Source organism: Escherichia sp. E14V7 (assembly GCF_004212225.1).
In the GTDB taxonomy this organism is placed as follows: Bacteria; Pseudomonadota; Gammaproteobacteria; order Enterobacterales; family Enterobacteriaceae; genus Escherichia.
Window position 1 is genome coordinate 489,722 of record NZ_RHJJ01000001.1, and the last position, 21,543, is coordinate 511,264.

Sequence of the window (21,543 nt, forward strand, 5' to 3'; positions counted from 1 at the left end):
AATAGTTATTCGTCGACTGACAATCTGGTGTGAAAGAATTATTGCAAGAGTAATTTTATTTATTAATAGCTATTATTTTTATGTGCTCTATTAAACATCTCTGTGCGAACCAGCGTTTATTTTTACACCATTATTGTCATAGTGGAGTGCGGAAGGATTTTTTAATGACGGATGTAATTTGAATGGGGGAGGGGATTGCCGCATGAACCGTCAGAGATGAAGATGGCTAAAAGAATATATAAAGATTATATTCCAATGCCTGAAATGTTACATTTGTTGTTTTGACTTTTAATTACAGATGCAGCATCAAGTTGTTTTGTTACCTTGCGCAATACATAATTGCTCTATTGCCAATGCTTAAAAGAAAATCATGATTGTTCTGTTTTTGAACATTATAGCTTATCATTTTTCCCGGGAATATATAAAAATCAGGCAGGAGTTGTGCCAGATTATCATCTGAAATTTGATCGATAATATCAAATTTATTTATTTTGGTAGAGGTAAGATGCAAAGTGTCATAATTTTCGATCCACGTATATTCAATATCTCGGCGAAATGATTTATAAGTGTTCGTGTTTTGTTTCCAGGTGCCGCTAAGCGCAACAGTTCCTGTCTTTTTATTTTTATTATACATAAAGTCAATAGTGAGATTAGCCCTTCCCTGGTCATTAAATATAATCCAATTGGCCGTGCATTTCTCATTGTATACTATTTGTTCTTTGGAATAATGATAGGCAATAAAAAAAATGAAGCCACTGAGAAAGCATAAAATAATAAACAGCGTTTTTTTATAACGAATCATGGTTAACTCCGCGATACGATAGAGTTAAACAGTCTGCAACTGTGTTATTACTATGGTTTTTTTTGCATGCCATAACAATCAATCCGGGAGATGATTTATCGAGAGGGAAATATAGCCAGGGGTACTTTTTACAATCAATTCCAGATCCTAATATACGGTTCTTATATTGATCGAGATCTTTCAACCCATCAATGCTATCTTCTGTAACATTGAAATGACAACCATTTATTTGTGCAACAGTTTTGTAATCTTTAAAGAATGATTTGGGCTGACTATTGTGCCAGAGAAAAAATGCGGTAAGCAAACCTACGGAAAATGCACTTAGCATGGGTAAATAATTTTTAGATAGCCTGACTATATTTCTGAGATAATTATCTGGATGAGCACTTGTCTCTTTAAACTCATCTTTAACGTTCAAGCATTGGGGAGATATGGTCTTTTGTGCATCTGCAGAAGGGATTATTACATGGTTTTCTATGTTTATATCATTACTGAGCTTAAAACCTTTTCTCGGCACGGTTGCAATAAGCGAATGGTTGGTTTCACCAACCGTGCGAAACCCGCGTCTGATAATCGATATATTTTGATATAACGTGTTGACCGGTACTCGCATGCCTTCTTCTTCCCAGACTCTGGAGAAAAAATCCTGTTGTGCAACCACATCAGGAAAGGCTTCAAGTAGCAGCGATAAGCACCTGCTTGCTGGCGTTGTCAGAACGGCGTTAAGCTCGGCGTCATGTACCGAAATTAATTTTCTGTGCTCTGGCCAGAACTCAATATTATCGTTAATAATCCAGTACATACGTCAATGAAACATAAAATTAAGTAAATTGAAATTATATAGTTTGATAAGTATATTAGTATTCATGGAATAAATATATATTAATTTTATATTTATCATGCAAACTATAGTTATAGCATATCAATGCAACTTAAAATTCCATGTGGATTAACAAATTTAACACTCTTAACCGTTGTCTTTATGCCTTCTTCTCGCAATATCTTTTCATTTTTGCGGTAGCGCGTAAGGTGACATAATTAAATAAGCGCTCAAATAAACTGAATTAAAAGTCCATGTGATAAAATACGGGCATCTTTATAAGTGCCCGTATATACAATGCTTATTATTATCAACAGTTACGTTTCAGTGCTGAACGGAGTGTGAACGGATAAATAATTCGTTTATTTTACCACCCATCCTTTTTTCAATTCTTTGCTTGTAGGCGTAGATGCTACGGATATCCATATCAAGAACCTCTGCAATCTGATATGGATTATAACCAGAAACCATATGTCCCATAATGGTGAATTCCATTTGAGTTAACGTATTGCCTCTGGTAAATGACAAATAACGACCAATGAATAGTTGTCTGATCTTTTCGTTAGCAATATCCAGGCCATCATCATTATATATAATGGCTGATATCGCGGAGTTGTGTTTCCTCCAGTAATTAGCAAGAGATTGCATATTTCGATCGCTTACTAACACTATTCCCATCTCAGTACTCGTAAGATAGTCGATCCAGTCACTCTCTAAAAAAAGGCGTAAAAAGCTTACTGAAAAATCTACAAAAATGTATCCGCTTAATCGCGCATTGTGGTTTTTACTTAATATACCTTCAACCACGCCACGATTAAAATACGAACTCTCTTCGGGCCACATACAAAAACATGCATTTGCACAATACTGCAAACGTGGTGATTTTTCTGGCATTATTTGGCAATGCATTGAGCAACTATTGCATGTAAGACTTTTATAGCGACTACAAAGCCTCATGTTAATAACCTCCCTATTCATAGATAATTGCATAATTTCATTGGTTATTGATGATGTCAATACACTCTGATTTAGTAAGCTTTTTATGAAAAATTGTGTTTAATCCGTATTTGTCATTATTCTTAATGGTATATTTAAGCGTGCATCATTAAGCTTTAAATGTGATTGGATTTCACTCAGTTAATCATATTGGCCTTATTGCAAATCAGACAAGTGCCTAATGTATTAAGAATATCTATACTGCAAATTGTTTTCGAATGACCAGAAGATATCTTGTAAATCTAAGTGATGCATCTTAAATAGTCTTAATTAAGATGTTCAGATTTTTATTTAGGATAACGGCTTGATAATGCTCGTTTAAGTTATGGAGCGTTTGGGGAGTGTGAACAAAGCAAGATGTGCACTGTAAGAATTGGAATGGTTCAAAATAGTGGTTATTTTGAACCATTCACATCAGTGATTAGCTAAAGAACATTACCGATACGCACAGGATACCGACGATCAACGTAATTAGATTTCCGATGGAGCGCCAGGGCTTAAGTGCCGGGATGAGATATGTTGACAGCGTTGGCATGATAAAAAGAATCATGGCAATAAGTGGACCACTGATCGCATAAATCATCGAAATTGCATTAGGGTTGATGCAGCAAACGATGAAAGTAATCAGTGACACTAACATAATTGACAGCGCGCGGTTAAATGCACGGCTTTTTTTAACCCCTGCCTGCTGTAGCGTTGTTTTGACTAATTCCGTTGCACCTTCAATAACACCAAAGTAGGTACCTAAAAATGATTTAGACATTGCTACAACCGCGACAATTATTCCGGAAATCGACAACCATGCAGGGGCATTTGGCAGCATAGAAAGTGCCGATAAAATGGTAACGCCCTCTTCTTTAGCTGTTTCAATATAAGAAGGTGGTATTGATAACAGGCAGCTAAAGACGAAGAAAAGCACGCTCACACAGATGATGAGATAAGCGACTTTCATAATTTTTTTGCATTTATCCATAGCGTGTTCGCCATATTTTTCACGTCTATCAATAGCAAACGTAGAAATAATGGGTGTATGGCTAAAGGCGAAAACCATCACGGGAATCGATATCCATATCTGGTGAAGGGTATTCTGATTGAACTCTACCTGGGTAGTTAATAGAGCGGGTTGCCAGCTACCGACGAGGTAGAAAGAAAGAAATAAGAAATAGGCAATTAGTGGAAACACCAAAAATCCCATTACCCGAATTGTGGCATGGCGCCCCATCAGAAAGATGAGATTCAGAATTAACACAACACCCAGACTCACCAGCATACGAATGCGCAGGTCGATGACCATATGCTTTGCCAGTTGTTCTGTCAGCGAATTGGTGATCGCCACTGCATATATCAACACGACGACAAAAAAAGCAATGAAGTAAAGAGTGGTAATCAGATTGCCGATCTTCTTGCCATAGTAATGAGTTACTGTGCCAGTAATCCCTTCGCCTGCGGATGTTTTTGAAGAAAGGATGAACTGGCACAGGGCCTTATGTGGCCAATATGTTAAAGGCCATGCGACCAGTGCTGTAATAAACAGGACTACCGCTCCCGCTGAACCTAGCTGAATAGGGAGAAAGAGCGTGCCTGCGCCAACGGCTGTGCCGTAAAGTGCGAAGCTCCAGAGAGTTTCTTCTTTTGACCAAATTTTAGACATTATTTGAACGTATCATCTACAAATTAAGAAAAATGGAGGGCAATTTACCATAAACCAGGTCAAACATGGGAGATTAACGCTATATCAGCTCATGGATTCATGGGTTAGTAGATGCAAACCTTGCGTGCCAGTTGGGTATCCATCCCTCATTCCGGTGAATTTCCTTTGTGATAAAAATCACTATTTTTAAACATTTAAAATAATTTTTATTAACAATCATTTACTATTGCGCTGTTAATCTGTGCGAGGTTGTGATGAAAGACGTTGTGATTGTCGGTGCGTTACGAACACCTATCGGCTGCTTTCGTGGAGCGTTGGCTGGCCATTCTGCCGTAGAACTTGGTAGCCTGGTCGTGAAAGCGTTATTAGAACGCACTGGCGTTGCTGCACATGCGGTGGATGAAGTGATTCTGGGGCAGGTTCTGACCGCAGGGGCTGGGCAGAATCCAGCACGGCAATCGGCCATTAAAGGTGGTCTACCCAACAGTGTTTCGGCAATTACGATTAATGATGTTTGTGGTTCCGGGTTAAAAGCACTGCACCTTGCCACACAAGCGATCCAGTGTGGTGAGGCTGATATTGTCATCGCCGGTGGTCAGGAAAACATGAGTCGCGCACCACATGTCCTGACTGATAGCCGTACCGGAGCACAGCTTGGCGATAGCCAACTGGTTGATAGTCTGGTGCATGATGGCTTATGGGATGCATTCAATGATTACCATATTGGTGTCACTGCCGAAAATCTGGCGCGTGAATATGGTATCAGCCGTCAATTACAAGATGCCTATGCACTTAGTTCACAACAAAAAGCGCGGGCGGCCATTGACGCTGGACGATTCAACGATGAGATTGTCCCGGTAAGAACGCAAAACAATGGGCAACTATTGATTGTTGATACCGATGAGCAGCCGCGTACGGATGCCAGTGCAGAAGGGCTGGCGAGCTTAAATCCGTCATTTGATAGCCACGGTTCTGTTACTGCGGGTAATGCTTCATCTATTAATGATGGTGCTGCTGCAGTAATGATGATGAGCGAAGCCAAAGCGCGAGCATTGAATTTACCCGTGCTGGCACGTATTCGCGCTTTTGCCAGTGTTGGTGTTGATCCTGCGCTGATGGGGATTGCTCCGGTATATGCGACTCGCCGTTGCCTTGAGCGTGTGGGCTGGCAGCTTTCTGATGTCGATCTTATTGAGGCTAATGAAGCGTTTGCCGCGCAGGCGCTTTCCGTTGGCAAAATGCTCGAATGGGATGAACGTCGGGTCAATGTTAACGGTGGCGCAATTGCGTTGGGTCACCCGATTGGCGCATCCGGTTGCCGTATTCTGGTTTCTTTGGTCCATGAAATGGTAAAACGCAACGCGCGTAAAGGGCTGGCTACACTTTGTATTGGCGGTGGTCAGGGCGTGGCGTTAACTATTGAACGTGACGACCCGATCTAAATTCCTTTCTATTCGTTAAACATCTGCCGCCATCAAGCCATTTCATGATGATGGTTGGCACGTCTGCGCACATACCCCATAGACTCTGAGTTTTTCCTTCACCTGACTTATTCGTGATCGACGCGACACTTTTCTCAATCCCTTATCGAAAAATGAAACAATGTTTTATTTTTGATTGAAAAGCGCACTGCGCAGGCATATCATCCTTTAAAGAATAAAACGAAACGATGTTTCACAATCGTTGTAATTTTACAGTTCAATGATTATCGGAGGTTGATGTGGACGTAAGACAGAGCATCCACAGTGCGCATGCAAAAACGCTGGATACACAGGGGCTGCGCAATGAATTTTTGGTTGAAAAGGTATTCGTCGCGGATGAGTACACGATGGTTTACAGCCACATTGACCGCATTATTGTTGGCGGCATTATGCCGGTAGCAAAAACGGTTTCTGTTGGCGGGGAAGTTGGAAAACAACTGGGCGTGAGCTACTTTCTGGAGCGTCGCGAGCTGGGCGTTATTAATATTGGCGGCGCTGGTACGATTACCGTCGATGGTCAATGCTACGAAATCGGTCACCGCGACGCTCTCTATGTTGGCAAAGGTGCAAAAGAAGTGGTCTTTGCCAGCATTGATAGTGCCACTCCGGCGAAGTTTTATTACAACTGCGCACCTGCTCATACGACGTATCCCACTAAAAAAGTGACCCCGGCTGAAGTCGCTCCGGTTACGCTGGGCGATAACATCACCAGTAATCGTCGCACAATTAACAAATATTTTGTGCCAGATGTGCTGGAAACCTGCCAGTTGAGCATGGGGCTAACGGAGCTGGCTCCGGGAAACCTGTGGAATACCATGCCATGCCACACCCACGAGCGTCGGATGGAAGTTTACTTCTATTTCAACATGGATGATGACGCCTGCGTTTTCCACATGATGGGGCAACCGCAAGAAACGCGTCACATTGTGATGCATAACGAGCAGGCCGTCATTTCCCCGAGTTGGTCTATCCACTCCGGCGTAGGGACCAAAGCTTATACCTTTATCTGGGGCATGGTCGGTGAAAACCAGGTCTTCGATGATATGGACCACGTTGCCGTTAAAGACCTGCGCTAGTTGCGGGCAAAATGAATAAGGTATTATCATGATTTTAAAAGAATTTTCTCTTGATGGTAAAGTCGCGGTAGTCACTGGCTGTGACACTGGGCTGGGGCAGGGGATGGCGCTGGGACTGGCGCAAGCGGGCTGTGATATCGTCGGTATTAATATCGTTGAACCGACAGAAACCATTGAACAGGTCACGGCGCTGGGGCGTCGCTTTTTAAGCCTGAACGCCGATCTACGTCAGATTGATGGCATTCCTGCACTGCTGGATCGTGCAGTAGCAGAGTTCGGCCATATTGATATCCTGGTCAATAACGCCGGATTGATTCGCCGTGAAGATGCACTCGATTTCAGTGAAAAAGACTGGGACGATGTGATGAACCTGAACATCAAAAGTGTATTCTTCATGTCTCAGGCGGCGGCGAAACACTTCATCGCACAGGGCAACGGTGGCAAGATTATCAACATCGCGTCCATGCTCTCCTTCCAGGGCGGGATCCGCGTACCTTCGTATACCGCATCAAAAAGCGGCGTGATGGGCGTGACCCGTCTGATGGCGAACGAATGGGCAAAACATAACATCAACGTTAATGCGATTGCTCCGGGCTATATGGCGACCAACAATACCCAACAACTGCGGGCTGATGAACAGCGTAGTGCGGAAATTCTTGACCGCATCCCGGCAGGGCGTTGGGGATTGCCGAGCGATCTGATGGGGCCAGTGGTGTTCCTTGCCTCCAGTGCTTCAGACTATGTGAATGGTTATACCATCGCTGTAGATGGCGGCTGGCTGGCGCGTTAATTTATTCAATTCACTTTTATGACCCTGCCGTTCATTCAGTATGGCAGGGTTTTTTATACCTGCAGATCATCATAATCCATATCTCGGTTATGAAATAATCCATATCAATTATCAATTAATAAACTTTATGAGTTTTATCTGCTTTAAAATTAGGTAGTTAATAATAATGTTAATAATTTTACTTAATTTGAAAATTGGAATGTCCATCACATAACCGCATGTTGTAGCAATTTAATCCATATTTATACTGATTCCGACCTGACACCAGAATGAGTTGTTCACGTATTTTTTCACTATGTCTTATTCTCTGCTGGCAGGAAAAAAATGGTGACTATCAATACGGAATCTGCTTTAACGCCGCGTCCTCTGCGAGATACGCGTCGTATGAATATGTTTGTTTCGGTAGCTGCTGCGGTCGCAGGATTGTTATTTGGTCTTGATATCGGGGTTATCGCCGGAGCGTTGCCGTTCATTACCGATCACTTTGTGCTAACCAGTCGATTACAGGAATGGGTGGTCAGTAGCATGATGCTCGGCGCGGCAATTGGTGCACTGTTCAATGGTTGGCTGTCGTTCCGCCTGGGGCGTAAATACAGTTTGATGGCAGGGGCCATCCTGTTTGTGCTCGGTTCGATAGGGTCGGCTTTTGCGACCAGCGTAGAAATGTTAATCGCCGCTCGTGTGGTGCTTGGTATTGCCGTGGGGATTGCCTCTTATACAGCTCCACTGTACCTCTCTGAAATGGCGAGTGAAAATGTACGTGGCAAGATGATCAGTATGTACCAATTGATGGTAACGCTGGGCATCGTGCTGGCATTTTTATCCGACACGGCATTCAGCTATAGCGGTAACTGGCGTGCAATGTTAGGTGTTCTTGCCTTACCGGCAGTCCTGCTGATTATTCTGGTTGTTTTCCTGCCAAATAGCCCGCGCTGGCTGGCGGAGAAAGGGCGTCATATCGAGGCGGAAGAAGTGCTGCGTATGCTGCGCGATACATCAGAAAAAGCGCGAGAAGAACTTAACGAAATTCGTGAAAGCCTGAAATTAAAACAGGGCGGTTGGGCGCTGTTTAAGATCAACCGTAACGTCCGTCGCGCGGTGTTCCTCGGTATGTTGTTGCAGGCGATGCAGCAATTTACCGGTATGAACATCATCATGTACTACGCGCCGCGTATCTTCAAAATGGCGGGCTTTACGACGACCGAACAGCAGATGATTGCGACTCTGGTCGTAGGGCTAACCTTTATGTTTGCTACTTTTATTGCGGTGTTTACGGTAGATAAAGCCGGGCGTAAGCCGGCACTGAAAATTGGTTTCAGCGTGATGGCGCTAGGCACCCTGGTGCTGGGCTATTGCCTGATGCAGTTTGATAACGGTACGGCTTCCAGTGGCCTGTCCTGGCTCTCTGTTGGCATGACGATGATGTGTATTGCCGGTTATGCGATGAGCGCCGCGCCAGTGGTGTGGATCCTGTGCTCTGAAATTCAGCCGCTGAAATGCCGCGATTTTGGTATTACCTGTTCGACCACCACGAACTGGGTGTCGAACATGATTATCGGCGCGACCTTCCTGACTCTGCTCGACAGCATTGGTGCTGCCGGTACGTTCTGGCTCTACACCGCGCTGAACATTGCGTTTGTGGGCATTACCTTCTGGCTCATTCCGGAAACCAAGAATGTCACGCTGGAGCATATCGAACGCAAACTGATGGCAGGCGAGAAATTGAGAAATATCGGCATCTGATGTCTCTGGCCGGATGTGCTGTACATCCGGCCTTTTTTTCGCTAATAGAGATCGGGCGCCAGGCCGTTGAGTTCCTTATTCAGCCTTGCTGCATTAACTCACAAGTCAGGAGAAAGGAATGAAAACAATTGGTCTGCTAGGGGGGATGAGCTGGGAATCAACTATTCCTTACTATCGTCTGATAAATGAAGGCATTAAACAGCGACTTGGTGGGCTTCACTCGGCGCAAGTGCTGCTACATAGCGTTGATTTTCATGAAATAGAAGAGTGTCAACGTCGCGGGGAGTGGGACAAAGCAGGAGAAATTCTGGCTGAAGCGGCGCTTGGCTTACAGCGGGCGGGGGCTGAAGGCATTGTGCTATGTACCAATACGATGCACAAAGTAGCGGATGCTATCGAATCCCGTTGTTCACTGCCTTTCTTACATATTGCGGATGCCACCGGACGTGCAATTACCCGTGCCGGAATGACTCGCGTGGCGCTGTTGGGGACACGCTACACCATGGAACAGGATTTTTATCGTGGGCGACTGGCGGCGCAATTTTCCATCGACTGTCTGATCCCTGAAGCAGATGAACGGGCGAAAATTAATCGGATTATTTTTGAAGAACTGTGTCTGGGGCAATTTAGCGAAACATCGCGCACTTATTATGCGCAAGTGATTGCTCGCCTCGCAGAACAGGGCGCGCAGGGCGTCATTTTTGGCTGTACGGAAATTGGTTTACTGGTGCCAGAAGAGCGCAGTGTTCTGCCTGTGTTTGATACTGCGGCTATTCATGCCGAGGATGCAGTAGCCTTTATGCTGTCGTAATTCACTACAAAATAGCCTCAAGAGCGGCAACCAGTTTTGGTAAACCGGTTTGTAAATGCTTGCTGAATGCCTGCACCAGTGCTGATGACGGACGATGTAGAGGGCGAATCAGGCTGACGGTGAAGGGAACTGCAATACTGAACCGCCGCACCACTAACCCACTTGCCGCATAATCCAGAGCGGTGAGTGGGTTAACTACCGAAACTCCCGCTCCCGCCCGTACCATCGCGCAAACTGACGCGGCGCTATGGGTTTCTACTATCATGCGTCGTTTAACCTGATTCTCACTAAACAACTGATCCAACAGCTGGCGATAGCTGTCAGTGCGGGAAAGGCTGATGTAGTTCTCACCGTGAAAATCTTCCGGTGTTAATACCTTTTTTGCCGCCAGCGGATGGCCCGGCGGTAAAACACACACTTCGTCTAAAGACAGTAATTCGGTGCGTTCCGTACCCGCAGGCGTATGCAGCGTTTCGGTGAGCCCTAGATCATGACGCTGTGCCGAAAGCCACTCTTCAAGTAACGGTGATTCCTGCGGGACAATGTTTAAGCTGACTTCAGGATAACGGGCCAGAAACGGTTGTAGCAGCGGCGGCAAAAAAGACTGCGAAAAGACCGGCAGGCAGGCAATAGACAGTTCTCCCTGGCGAAACTCGCGCAGACTTTCGGCGGCACTGACGATGCGATCCAGCCCGTACCAGGAGCGCTGCACCTCTTCAAACAGACGCAGCCCTTGAACGGTAGGGTGTAATCGACCGCGTACGCGTTCAAACAGTTTCAACCCGATCACCTTTTCAAAGCGCGCCAGTTCGCGGCTGACGGTTGGCTGTGAAGTGTGCAGCAGTTGTGCCGCCTCAGTCAGGCTTCCGGCGGTCATAACCGCATGAAAAATTTCAATATGACGTAAGTTAACGGCGGCCATTAGCATTCTCTCGCAATCCGGTAATCCATATCATTTTTGCATAGACTCGACATAAATCGATATTTTTTATTCTTTTTATGATGTGGCGTAATCATAAAAAAGCACTTATCTGGAGTTTGTTATGCCACATTCACTGTTCAGCACCGATACCGATCTCACCGCCGAAAATCTACTGCGTTTGCCCTCAGAATTTGGCTGCCCGGTGTGGGTCTACGATGCGCAAATTATTCGTCGGCAGATTGCAGCGCTGAAACAGTTTGATGTGGTGCGCTTCGCGCAGAAAGCCTGTTCCAATATCCATATTTTGCGCTTAATGCGCGAACAGGGCGTGAAAGTGGATTCCGTCTCATTGGGGGAAATCGAACGCGCGTTGGCGGCGGGATATAATCCGCAAACGCATCCCGATGACATTGTCTTTACTGCGGATGTTGTCGATCAGGCGACGCTCGATCGCGTCAGTGAATTACAAATTCCAGTAAACGCCGGCTCAGTTGATATGCTCGAACAACTAGGCCAGGTTTCGCCAGGGCATCGGGTATGGCTGCGCGTTAACCCGGGCTTTGGTCACGGTCATAGCCAAAAAACCAATACCGGTGGCGAAAACAGCAAGCACGGCATCTGGTATACCGATCTTCCGGCTGCGCTGGAAGTCATACAACGTCATCATCTGCAACTGGTTGGCATTCACATGCATATCGGTTCTGGTGTTGATTATGCGCATCTGGAGCAGGTGTGTGGCGCGATGGTGCATCAGGTCATCGAATTCGGTCAGGATTTACAGGCTATTTCTGCGGGGGGCGGGCTTTCTGTTCCGTATCAGCAGGGAGAAGAGGCGGTTGATACTGAACATTATTATGGTCTGTGGCATGCCGCGCGTGAGCAAATCGCCCGCCATCTCGGTCACCCTGTGAAAATGGAAATCGAACCGGGCCGCTTCCTGGTAGCGCAGTGTGGTGTGTTAATTACCCAGGTGCGGAGCGTCAAACAAATGGGGAGTCGCCACTTTGTGCTGGTTGACGCTGGATTTAACGATCTGATGCGCCCGGCAATGTACGGCAGTTACCACCATATTAGCGCGCTGGCGGCTGATGGTCGCTCTCTTGAACATGTGCCAACGGTGGAAACCGTTGTCGCAGGGCCATTATGTGAATCGGGCGATGTCTTTACCCAGCAGGAAGGGGGGAATGTCGAAACCCGTGCCTTACCGGAAGTGAAGGCGGGCGATTATCTCGTGCTGCATGATACCGGCGCATATGGTGCGTCAATGTCATCTAACTACAATAGTCGCCCACTGTTGCCAGAAGTTCTGTTTGATAATGGTCAGGCGCGGTTGATTCGCCGCCGCCAGACCATTGAGGAATTACTGGCGCTCGAGTTGCTTTAATCGCGGCTAGTCGCTGGCTGCGTTATGACTTGCATCCAGCGACGGTGTTGAAACTGAATGGCGACGTACCAGCGTAGGACTAAAGACGTTGGTGATTTCTGGCAGTGGGCGATTATCCGCCAGCGCCAATGCCAGTTCTGCAGCCTGGGTCGCCATTGTCACTATTGGATAACGGACCGTGGTCAGCCGTGGGCGTACATAACGTGACACCAGCACATCATCAAAACCAATCAGCGAAATTTCACCTGGTACATCAATCCCATTGTCATTGAGCACGCCCATCGCGCCTGCCGCCATTGAGTCGTTATAACAAGCCACGGCGGTGAAATTTCTGCCTCTTCCCAACAGTTCTGTCATCGCCTGTTCGCCACCGCTTTCGTCCGGTTCGCCGAAAGTCACCAGCCGATCATTAGCCGGAATACCGCTTTCGGCAAGGGCATCGTAATACCCTCGCAGACGATCTTCGGCATCAGAAATAGAGTGGTTAGAGCAGAGATAACCAATGCGCGTATGACCCTGCTGAATTAAATGGCGTGTCGCCAGCCAGGCACCGTAGCGATCGTCCAGAGCGATACAACGACTCTCAAAACCCGGAAGGATCCGGTTGATTAACACCATGCCGGGTATTTGCTTCATCAATGAGGACAAATCGGCATCCGGGATCATTTTGGCATGGACGACCAGCGCGGCGCAGCGATGGCGAATCAACTGCTCAATGGCCTGGCGCTCTTTTTGTTCGTTGTGGTAACCGTTGCCAATTAATAAGAAATTACCGGTATGGTAAGCCACCTGTTCGACCGCTTTCACCATTGCACCGAAAAACGGATCGGAAACATCACCAACGACCAGGCCAACCGTTTCAGTGGTCTGTTGAGCCAACGCGCGGGCGTTAGCGTTCGGGTGATAACTCAGAGATTCCATTGCGCTATGCACAGCCAGACGAGAAGCTTCGCTGGCTTTTGGAGAGTTATTAATGACGCGGGAAACGGTGGCGACTGAAACGCCTGCCAGTCGGGCTACATCCTTAATGGTCGCCATGAAAATACCTTTGTGGGTAAACGCTTACATTCTGCCAGTGTTACGGAAAACGCCCGTTGGTTCAAGGGGCGTTGTGATTTCAGCGTGGGAAGTGTGCGCGAAGCGAGAATACGTAAGGAAAAAAAGAGATTGCAAACCTTTGGTTACACTTTGCGAAACGCTGTTGCGATTGACTGCTGGTGGCATTTGTCTACAGGTTGATAAAGTGGTGATCCCAGAGGTATTGATAGGTGAAGTCAACTTCGGGTTGAGCACATGAATTACACCAGCCTGCGCAGATGCGCAGGTTTTTTTTGCCTGTCGCAAATCTGTAACAGTAACCGACAATTTACACACCTCGTTGCATTTCCCTTCATTCCTTTGCTTTTTCTCGCTGGCGAAGCGTCGTCGTGCGGACCACAATCAAGATCCCAGAGGTATTGATTGGTGAGATTATTCGGTACGCTCTTCGTACCCTGTCTCTCTTGCACCAACCTGCGCGGATGCGCAGGTTTTTTTTCGCACCGACTTTACTGTCGCTCGAGCCCTTCATCTCGTGTAATCTCACCGCATTCGCATTTAATGAATAATGAGCAAAGGGAGTTGAAATGCTTTTTAGCTTTTTTCGAAATTTGTGCCTTGCTCTGTACCGCGTTCGCGTGACAGGTGACACCCAGGCGCTGAAGGGCGAGCGCGTTCTTATCACGCCCAATCACGTCTCTTTTATTGATGGCATTCTGCTGGCGCTATTTTTACCCGTTCGCCCGGTGTTTGCTGTTTACACCTCCATCAGCCAGCAGTGGTATATGCGTTGGTTGAAATCATTTATCGACTTCGTTCCTCTCGATCCGACACAGCCGATGGCAATCAAACATCTGGTTCGTTTGGTGGAACAAGGCCGTCCGGTCGTGATTTTCCCGGAGGGGCGCATCACGACCACCGGTTCGCTGATGAAAATTTACGATGGCGCCGGTTTTGTGGCGGCGAAGTCAGGCGCGACGGTTATTCCGGTGCGAATTGAAGGGGCGGAGCTTACGCACTTCAGTCGCCTGAAAGGTCTGGTTAAACGGCGCTTGTTCCCGCAAATTCATCTGCATATTTTGCCTCCCACGCAGGTGCCGATGCCAGATGCGCCGCGCGCCCGTGACCGCCGTAAAATCGCGGGGGAAATGCTGCACCAAATTATGATGGAAGCGCGTATGGCGGTACGCCCACGTGAAACGCTGTACGAATCACTACTGAGCGCAATGTACCGTTTTGGGGCCAGGAAAAAGTGTGTCGAAGACGTCAACTTTACCCCGGATACCTATCGCAAGTTGCTCACTAAAACACTGTTTGTTGGTCGCATCCTCGAAAAATATAGCGTTGAAGGGGAAAGAATCGGCTTAATGCTGCCCAATGCGGGCATTAGTGCGGCAGTGATTTTTGGGGCCATCGCCCGTCGCCGTATTCCGGCAATGATGAACTACACCGCCGGGGTAAAAGGGCTGACCAGCGCCATTACGGCGGCTGAAATCAAAACTATCTTCACTTCCCGCCAGTTCCTCGACAAAGGCAAACTCTGGCATCTGCCGGAGCAGCTGACTCAGGTACGCTGGGTGTATCTGGAAGATTTAAAAGCGGATGTCACCACTGCCGACAAAGTGTGGATCTTCGCCCATCTGTTGATGCCGCGTCTGGCACAGGTAAAACAGCAGCCAGAAGAAGAGGCGCTGATCCTCTTTACCTCCGGTTCTGAAGGCCATCCGAAAGGCGTCGTCCATAGCCATAAAAGCATTCTGGCGAACGTCGAGCAGATTAAAACGATTGCCGATTTCACCACCAACGATCGCTTTATGTCGGCGTTACCGCTGTTTCACTCCTTTGGTTTAACTGTTGGCTTGTTTACGCCCCTGCTGACGGGCGCAGAAGTCTTCCTTTACCCCAGTCCATTGCATTACCGCATTGTGCCTGAACTGGTGTACGACCGCAGTTGTACGGTGCTTTTCGGCACTTCGACCTTCCTTGGTCATTACGCGCGCTTCGCCAACCCGTATGACTTCTATCGTCTACGCTATGTGGTGGCTGGCGCGGAGAAACTACAAGAAAGCACCAAACGACTTTGGCAGGATAAATTTGGTCTGCGTATTCTTGAAGGCTACGGCGTGACTGAATGCGCGCCAGTCGTGTCCATCAACGTACCGATGGCAGCGAAACCCGGCACCGTCGGGCGCATTTTGCCGGGGATGGATGCACGTCTGCTGGCGGTTCCGGGTATTGAAGAAGGTGGTCGCCTGCAACTAAAAGGGCCGAACATAATGAACGGCTACCTGCGGGTAGAGAAACCAGGCGTGCTGGAAGTGCCAACGGCTGAGAACATCCACGGTGAGATGGAGCGCGGCTGGTATGACACTGGCGATATCGTGCGTTTTGATGAACAGGGATTTGTGCAGATTCAGGGGCGGGCAAAACGCTTCGCCAAAATTGCCGGAGAGATGGTTTCACTGGAAATGGTGGAACAACTGGCACTTGGTGTTTCTCCAGATAAAGTCCATGCCACCGCGATTAAGAGCGACGCCAGTAAAGGCGAGGCGCTGGTATTGTTCACTACAGACAGCGAACTGACGCGCGATAAACTACAGCAATACGCCCGCGAGCACGGCGTACCAGAACTTGCCGTACCGCGTGACATTCGCTATCTGAAACAGATGCCATTACTGGGCAGCGGCAAGCCTGACTTTGTCACGTTGAAAAGTTGGGTAGACGAAGCGGAAAAACACGATGAGTGAGTCAGTGCACACTAACACTTCGCTATGGTCGAAGGGGATGAAAGCAGTTATTGCCGCGCAGTTTCTCTCTGCGTTTGGCGATAACGCGCTGCTGTTTGCCACTCTGGCGCTACTGAAAGCGCAGTTCTACCCGGACTGGAGTCAGCCAATCCTGCAAATGGTGTTTGTGGGCGCTTACATTCTTTTTGCGCCGTTTGTCGGTCAGGTGGCGGATAGCTTTGCGAAAGGCCGGGTAATGATGTTTGCCAACGGCCTTAAGTTGCTGGGTGCTGCCAGTATCTGTTTTGGCATTAATCCGTTTCTCGGTTATACGCTGGTGGGCGTCGGTGCAGCGGCTTATTCTCCGGCGAAATACGGTATTCTTGGCGAGTTAACTACCGGTAATCAGTTAGTGAAAGCTAACGGCTTGATGGAAGCCTCCACCATTGCGGCGATTTTACTCGGTTCCGTAGCCGGTGGCGTGCTGGCGGACTGGCATGTTCTTGCTGCGCTGGCGGCCTGTGCGCTGGCTTATGCTGGCGCGGTAGCCGCAAATCTCTACATTCCGAAACTGGCGGCGGCGCGTCCGGGACAGTCGTGGAATCTCATCAACATGACCCGCAGCTTTATCTCTGCTTGCGCCGTATTATGGCACAACGGTGAAACACGATTTTCGCTGGTGGGAACCAGTTTATTCTGGGGCGCGGGGGTTACGTTGCGTTTCCTGTTGGTGCTGTGGGTGCCGGTGGCGCTGGGCATTACCGATAACGCGACCCCGACCTACCTCAACGCGATGGTGGCGATTGGCATCGTGGTTGGTGCGGGGGCGGCAGCAAAACTGGTCACCCTGGAAACCGTATCACGCTGCATGCCAGCCGGCATTTTGATTGGCGTGGTGGTGCTGATTTTCTCCCTGCAACACGAATTGCTGCCAGCCTATGCCTTGCTGATGTTGATTGGCGTACTTGGGGGCTTTTTTGTGGTACCGCTCAATGCATTATTACAGGAGCGAGGCAAAAAAAGCGTCGGGGCGGGGAATGCGATTGCAGTACAGAATCTCGGCGAAAACAGCGCCATGCTGCTGATGTTGGGAATTTACTCGTTGGCAGTAATGGTAGGCATCCCAGTCGTGCCCATAGGCATTGGCTTTGGTGCGCTGTTTGCGCTGGCAATAACGGCGCTGTGGATTTGGCAACGCCGTCATTAATCTTTTGCCAGATGGCACATTCAGCCATCTGGTGAAGGTCACATTCCCGAAGGGTGCATACCTTTCGGATACTTCACGCTGTAAGAGAATGGCAGACTCACGTTCTCTTTGCCTGACAGTTTCAGCGTCCAGGTCAGTTCACCCGTTTTCGCATCAAACTGCGCCTGCCCGTACTGCATTTTTTCTACCGTAATATCACTATTAGCACTGACTGGGATCTGGTCGAGCAGAGTAATATCCACCGCTTCGCCGTAGCTGTTCTTCACATTAAGGGTGTAACTGAAGTTACGTATTGCGCTGTCGTTAAAGATAGATAACGCATTCTCTTTTTTGAGTGCGGCTTTACGCTGAATAATCAACTTAGGATCGCGGTTAAGCTGAATATCCAGCGACTTGCCATCTTCCGGCGGCTGCAAATAACCCACGCCGGTACGGTTGTTGCCAAAGAAGATCTGACTTTCTCCGGGGATTAAATTTAACTGTTCCCACTCTTTAATTTGCACCTGGAGCCAGGCGTCATTACTGATCTTTGGAATAGCAAAGAAGCGATATTTACCGTTGACCGACTCTTCCTTAATGACCACCGTGCGCGCGGTATTATCGCTGTCGATTTGCCACGGCAGCGAAAGTGCATAGCGAACATTTTGCGCGGTGAAACTTTCTGGTTGCGGTGAAACGGGCGCTGCTGATGCCGCATACATGCGCCCGGCTCGTTGCTCTCTTGTTTTTTGCATCTCTGTCTCCAGGGCTTTCTGCAATTCTGAGGCATCCTGGTCAGAGGACTCTCGCGAACGCTGTTCCATTACGGGTTCCCGCTTATAAGTTGATGCTGAAAGCGAGCCGCCACCATACTCCGGCACATCCACATACTGTGTTTCCAGTTGCGGCAAGGTGAGATGAGTATCAGGTTCATTGGTCGAGAGCACGAGATTAACGTTTTTCCATGCAAGCCCGGTGTACTGGCGAATATTAGCCTTATAAACCAGACGAAGCGGTTGGTTGATGGCACTCGCGTGAACATCATAGAGCGGCGTCCATGCGGCATTTGGCGTCATATAGCGCACCACTGCCTTCGCCGTGACGGCTTGGGGGGCATAGACTTTAGCGATAATAACCTGCGGATCATCGGCAGCCTCTGAATCGCCGTTATTCGTACTCTCGCGTTGTTCCAGCTTTTCAATTTCAAGCTGGTTATCAGCAAGTTTCTGCGTCAACTCATTGTCGGCTCGTAGTAACTCACCATTTTTCTCTTTCACCATTTGCAGATACTTGCCAACTTCGGCGGCACTTTTATTGGTTAATGTGCTATTTGCCTCTAATACCTTAATTTGAGCCGCAATATTGTTTTTCTCGGCGGTTAGTTTTGCCTGTTCCACCTTTGCTGCTTTTAGCTGTTGCTGAATCTCTGACGGCGACGCATTCGGCTGTGTTTCCATTAGCGCGATACGTGAGGAAAGCACCGTCACTCCGTTATCGATAGAGATAGCGATGCTGTCGTCGGTTACTGAATTGGCAATATGGGTGAAGATGATTTCGCTTTCACCTGCCGGTAAGTTGAGTGTCTCTTCACCTTGCAGGCTGGCACCATGCAGATAAACAGTGACGTCTTTAAGTGTTAGCGGTTGGGTTAACTGCGTCCCCCAGGCGGAGGACATACACCCAGTAAGCAACATAGCGAGGGGAAGAGGTTTTAAAATCAACATGGTTATCCTTAACAATGGGCACAGACATTGAAACGCGCGCTGGCGTTGACCGAAAGAGTCTATTGCGCTTTGTCAGGAAAGATGCGGCGAAAAGTAGTGAATATATTCTGAAAAGTGGGAAAAAAGACGCCTGGCGCAAAACGCCAGGCGAGAGGATCACGGTGCCGGATAAGTATAAACCTGATGCACAGCTTCAATTTCTGCCAACACGTCTTCGCTTAACTCCAGATGCAAACTTTCGACGTTAGTTTTCAGCTGTTCCATCGTTGTTGCGCCCAGCAGAGTGCTGGCAACAAACGGTTGACGACGCACAAAGGCCAGCGCCATCTGAGCTGGATCCAGACCATGACGTTTGGCTATATCAACATACGCCGCGACGGCTTTTTGCGTTTGCTCACCGCTGTAGCGAGTGAAGCGGCTAAAGAGCGTATTGCGCGCGCCAGCCGGTTTTGCGCCGTTGAGATATTTCCCGCTCAACGTACCAAAACCCAGACACGAATAAGCCAGTAACTCAACGCCTTCATACTGGCTGACTTCAGCAAGGCCCACTTCAAAGCTGCGATTTAACAAGCTGTAGGGGTTTTGAATAGTGACGATACGCGGCAGGTCGTGTTTATCCGCGAGATGTAAATAGCGCATTACGCCAAATGCGGTTTCATTCGACACGCCGATATAACGAATTTTTCCCGCGCGTTGGTACTCTGCCAGTGCGTCCAGCGTATCCAGCAGCGAAACCGCAGGGGCAGAATCTGTCCAGCTATAACCGAGCTTGCCGAAACAGTTGGTGGGGCGCTGTGGCCAATGCACCTGATAGAGATCGAGATAATCAGTCTGCAGACGCTTGAGGCTGTCATGCAGAGCTTCGCGAATATTCTTCCTGTCCAGCGCCTGATCCGGGCGGATCCCCTTGTCATTATTACGCGACGGTCCGCTCACTTTGGAGGCGATAATTAACTTTTCGCGGTTGCCATGTTTTGCCAGCCAGTTACCGACATAGGTTTCGGTTAACCCCTGAGTTTCGGGGCGTGGCGGTACCGGGTACATCTCGGCAACGTCGATAAGGTTAATGCCTTGAGCAACGGCATAGTCGAGTTGTGCGTGGGCGTCGGCTTCGCTGTTCTGTTCACCAAACGTCATCGTGCCAAGCCCCAGCGTGCTGACTTCCAGCGAGCTGTGGGGTATACGGTGATATTGCATAGCCGTTTCCTTTTTATAATCACGACATAAGGAATATAAAAATGGCAGAGGGAAGGGAAAAGGGAAAGAGAAAAATCTTAAGGTCAGCCGGATGCTGACCTTATTTTTTAACGTTCAATAATTTGCGAAACATCATCACGGTTTATTTGCATCGCGTTACCTTGCTGATCGTGATAACTCACCAGCCCGGTGTCATCATCAATTTCCGGTTTTCCATCTGTCAAAATCATACGGCCATCTTTGGTCGCCATGACGTAATCACTGGAACAGCCGGAAACGGCAAATGCCAGTCCGACTGCAGAAATTAATACTGCCCATTTTTTCATCCGGTCATCCTCACCTATTTTGCCCATTAATGATAATAGACTGTTTATAATCTGACGTTATACATCATGAAAGCAGGAAAATCTTAAACTGTGAGGAAGAGATCTGGCCGAACGCTCTCCCGCAGGAGAGCGAACGGAATATCAGAGCGGATTCTTTTTGTTGCGAATCAGGTTGAGGCTTTCAACCGCAATAGAGAAGAACATCGCGAAGTAGATGTAACCTTTCGGTACGTGGATATCGAAACTTTCCAGAATCAGGGTAAAGCCCACCAGAATCAGGAAAGAGAGCGCCAGCATTTTTACCGAAGGGTGGCGTTCGACAAAATCACCAATCGAGCGCGCGGCGAACATCATCACGCCTACGGCAATTACCACTGCTGCCATCATTATGAATAAGTGATCTGACAGGCCCACAGCGGTAATCACCGAGTCGAGGCTGAAAATAATATCCAGCAGCATAATCTGCACGATAGCGCCGAGGAATGATGAAACGCGAGTTTTCAACCCTTCTTCTTCGCCTTCAATGGATTCGTGGATTTCCTTGCTGGCTTTCCAGATAAGGAACAGACCGCCGAGTAACAAAATTAAATCGCGAGCGGAAATTTCCTGACTGAATATTGTAAAAAGCGGATTCGTCAGACGTGTGACCCAGGCAATAGACGCCAGCAGCGCCAGACGCATGACCATCGCCGCTGCCAAACCCAGACGCCGCGCGTGGCCACGTTGTGCTGTAGGTAGTTTTGCCACCACCAGCGAGAGGAAAATAATATTATCGATCCCAAGAACGATCTCCAGCAGCGTCAGCGTACCGAGCGCAAGCCAGGCGTTAGGATCGGTTACCCATGCAAATAACATCAAACAAAGCCCTGC

General features: G+C 48.0%; 18 protein-coding genes. 8 read left to right on the top strand and 10 right to left on the bottom strand.

From position 1 onward, the window contains the following. Nucleotides 1-319 precede the first annotated feature (319 nt). The 4 genes from D9741_RS02380 to D9741_RS02395 form a co-directional block, all read right to left on the bottom strand. The gene (locus D9741_RS02380) at nucleotides 320-802 is read right to left on the bottom strand and encodes a hypothetical protein (protein WP_130217902.1); all 483 of its coding nucleotides are present in this window, start codon (nucleotides 800-802) and stop codon (nucleotides 320-322) included. Next, the gene (locus D9741_RS02385; RefSeq protein ID WP_130217900.1) at nucleotides 789-1,604 is read right to left on the bottom strand and encodes a transcriptional regulator; all 816 of its coding nucleotides are present in this window, start codon (nucleotides 1,602-1,604) and stop codon (nucleotides 789-791) included. Before D9741_RS02385 ends, D9741_RS02380 begins: the two co-directional genes overlap by 14 nt. Before the next feature lie 342 nt (nucleotides 1,605-1,946). Beyond that, nucleotides 1,947-2,579, bottom strand: a complete 633-nt coding sequence (locus D9741_RS02390) for a helix-turn-helix transcriptional regulator (protein WP_130207770.1) — start codon at nucleotides 2,577-2,579, stop codon at nucleotides 1,947-1,949. 460 nt (nucleotides 2,580-3,039) lie between these two features. Next, complete coding sequence (locus D9741_RS02395; protein ID WP_130217898.1) at nucleotides 3,040-4,269, bottom strand: amino acid permease; 1,230 nt, start codon at nucleotides 4,267-4,269, stop codon at nucleotides 3,040-3,042. 254 nt (nucleotides 4,270-4,523) lie between these two features. On the opposite strand from D9741_RS02395, the gene D9741_RS02400 reads away from it, so the two are divergent. The 5 genes from D9741_RS02400 (at nucleotide 4,524) to ygeA (ending at nucleotide 10,170) form a co-directional block, all read left to right on the top strand. Next, nucleotides 4,524-5,711, top strand: a complete 1,188-nt coding sequence (locus tag D9741_RS02400; RefSeq protein ID WP_130207766.1) for an acetyl-CoA C-acetyltransferase — start codon at nucleotides 4,524-4,526, stop codon at nucleotides 5,709-5,711. 278 nt (nucleotides 5,712-5,989) lie between these two features. After that, nucleotides 5,990-6,826 (top strand): 5-dehydro-4-deoxy-D-glucuronate isomerase, encoded by an 837-nt coding sequence (gene kduI / locus D9741_RS02410; RefSeq protein WP_130207764.1) that lies wholly within the window; start codon nucleotides 5,990-5,992, stop codon nucleotides 6,824-6,826. 28 nt (nucleotides 6,827-6,854) lie between these two features. After that, the gene (gene kduD / locus D9741_RS02415; protein ID WP_130207762.1) at nucleotides 6,855-7,616 is read left to right on the top strand and encodes a 2-dehydro-3-deoxy-D-gluconate 5-dehydrogenase KduD; all 762 of its coding nucleotides are present in this window, start codon (nucleotides 6,855-6,857) and stop codon (nucleotides 7,614-7,616) included. 324 nt (nucleotides 7,617-7,940) lie between these two features. Beyond that, nucleotides 7,941-9,359: an arabinose-proton symporter AraE gene (gene araE / locus D9741_RS02420; protein WP_130207760.1), complete on the top strand. Its 1,419-nt coding sequence runs from the start codon at nucleotides 7,941-7,943 to the stop codon at nucleotides 9,357-9,359. A gap of 118 nt (nucleotides 9,360-9,477) precedes the next feature. Next, a complete protein-coding gene (gene ygeA, locus D9741_RS02425; RefSeq protein ID WP_130217896.1) occupies nucleotides 9,478-10,170 on the top strand; it encodes an amino acid racemase in 693 nt (230 codons plus the stop codon). Between the two features lie 4 nt (nucleotides 10,171-10,174). Here the strand turns inward: ygeA and lysR are convergent, their stop codons facing one another. Continuing rightward, complete coding sequence (lysR, locus tag D9741_RS02430; RefSeq protein WP_130217894.1) at nucleotides 10,175-11,092, bottom strand: DNA-binding transcriptional regulator LysR; 918 nt, start codon at nucleotides 11,090-11,092, stop codon at nucleotides 10,175-10,177. Nucleotides 11,093-11,213: 121 nt separating this feature from the next. On the opposite strand from lysR, the gene lysA reads away from it, so the two are divergent. Next, nucleotides 11,214-12,476 (top strand): diaminopimelate decarboxylase, encoded by a 1,263-nt coding sequence (lysA, locus tag D9741_RS02435; protein ID WP_130217892.1) that lies wholly within the window; start codon nucleotides 11,214-11,216, stop codon nucleotides 12,474-12,476. A gap of 6 nt (nucleotides 12,477-12,482) precedes the next feature. Here the strand turns inward: lysA and galR are convergent, their stop codons facing one another. Further along, nucleotides 12,483-13,514: an HTH-type transcriptional regulator GalR gene (galR, locus tag D9741_RS02440; RefSeq protein ID WP_130207752.1), complete on the bottom strand. Its 1,032-nt coding sequence runs from the start codon at nucleotides 13,512-13,514 to the stop codon at nucleotides 12,483-12,485. Nucleotides 13,515-14,101: 587 nt separating this feature from the next. Between galR and aas the strand changes: the two genes are divergently transcribed. Both aas and lplT read left to right on the top strand, forming a co-directional pair. Beyond that, nucleotides 14,102-16,261 (top strand): bifunctional acyl-ACP--phospholipid O-acyltransferase/long-chain-fatty-acid--ACP ligase, encoded by a 2,160-nt coding sequence (gene aas / locus D9741_RS02450; protein WP_130207748.1) that lies wholly within the window; start codon nucleotides 14,102-14,104, stop codon nucleotides 16,259-16,261. Next, on the top strand, nucleotides 16,254-17,447 hold the full coding sequence (gene lplT, locus D9741_RS02455) for a lysophospholipid transporter LplT (protein ID WP_130217890.1): 1,194 nt from the start codon (nucleotides 16,254-16,256) through the stop codon (nucleotides 17,445-17,447). The genes aas and lplT overlap by 8 nt, the downstream gene beginning before the upstream one ends. A gap of 38 nt (nucleotides 17,448-17,485) precedes the next feature. On the opposite strand, the gene D9741_RS02460 is transcribed toward lplT, so the two are convergent. The 4 genes from D9741_RS02460 to D9741_RS02475 all read right to left on the bottom strand — a co-directional run bounded on the left by D9741_RS02460 (nucleotide 17,486) and on the right by D9741_RS02475 (nucleotide 21,528). Further along, nucleotides 17,486-19,150, bottom strand: a complete 1,665-nt coding sequence (locus D9741_RS02460; protein ID WP_130217888.1) for a DUF4139 domain-containing protein — start codon at nucleotides 19,148-19,150, stop codon at nucleotides 17,486-17,488. A 156-nt stretch (nucleotides 19,151-19,306) separates the two neighbouring features. After that, nucleotides 19,307-20,347 (bottom strand): NADP(H)-dependent aldo-keto reductase, encoded by a 1,041-nt coding sequence (locus D9741_RS02465; protein WP_130217886.1) that lies wholly within the window; start codon nucleotides 20,345-20,347, stop codon nucleotides 19,307-19,309. Nucleotides 20,348-20,454: 107 nt separating this feature from the next. Then, the gene (gene ygdR, locus D9741_RS02470; protein ID WP_000758660.1) at nucleotides 20,455-20,673 is read right to left on the bottom strand and encodes a lipoprotein YgdR; all 219 of its coding nucleotides are present in this window, start codon (nucleotides 20,671-20,673) and stop codon (nucleotides 20,455-20,457) included. A gap of 141 nt (nucleotides 20,674-20,814) precedes the next feature. Continuing rightward, on the bottom strand, nucleotides 20,815-21,528 hold the full coding sequence (locus D9741_RS02475) for a TerC family protein (protein ID WP_064529833.1): 714 nt from the start codon (nucleotides 21,526-21,528) through the stop codon (nucleotides 20,815-20,817). Between the last annotated feature and the right edge of the window lie 15 nt (nucleotides 21,529-21,543).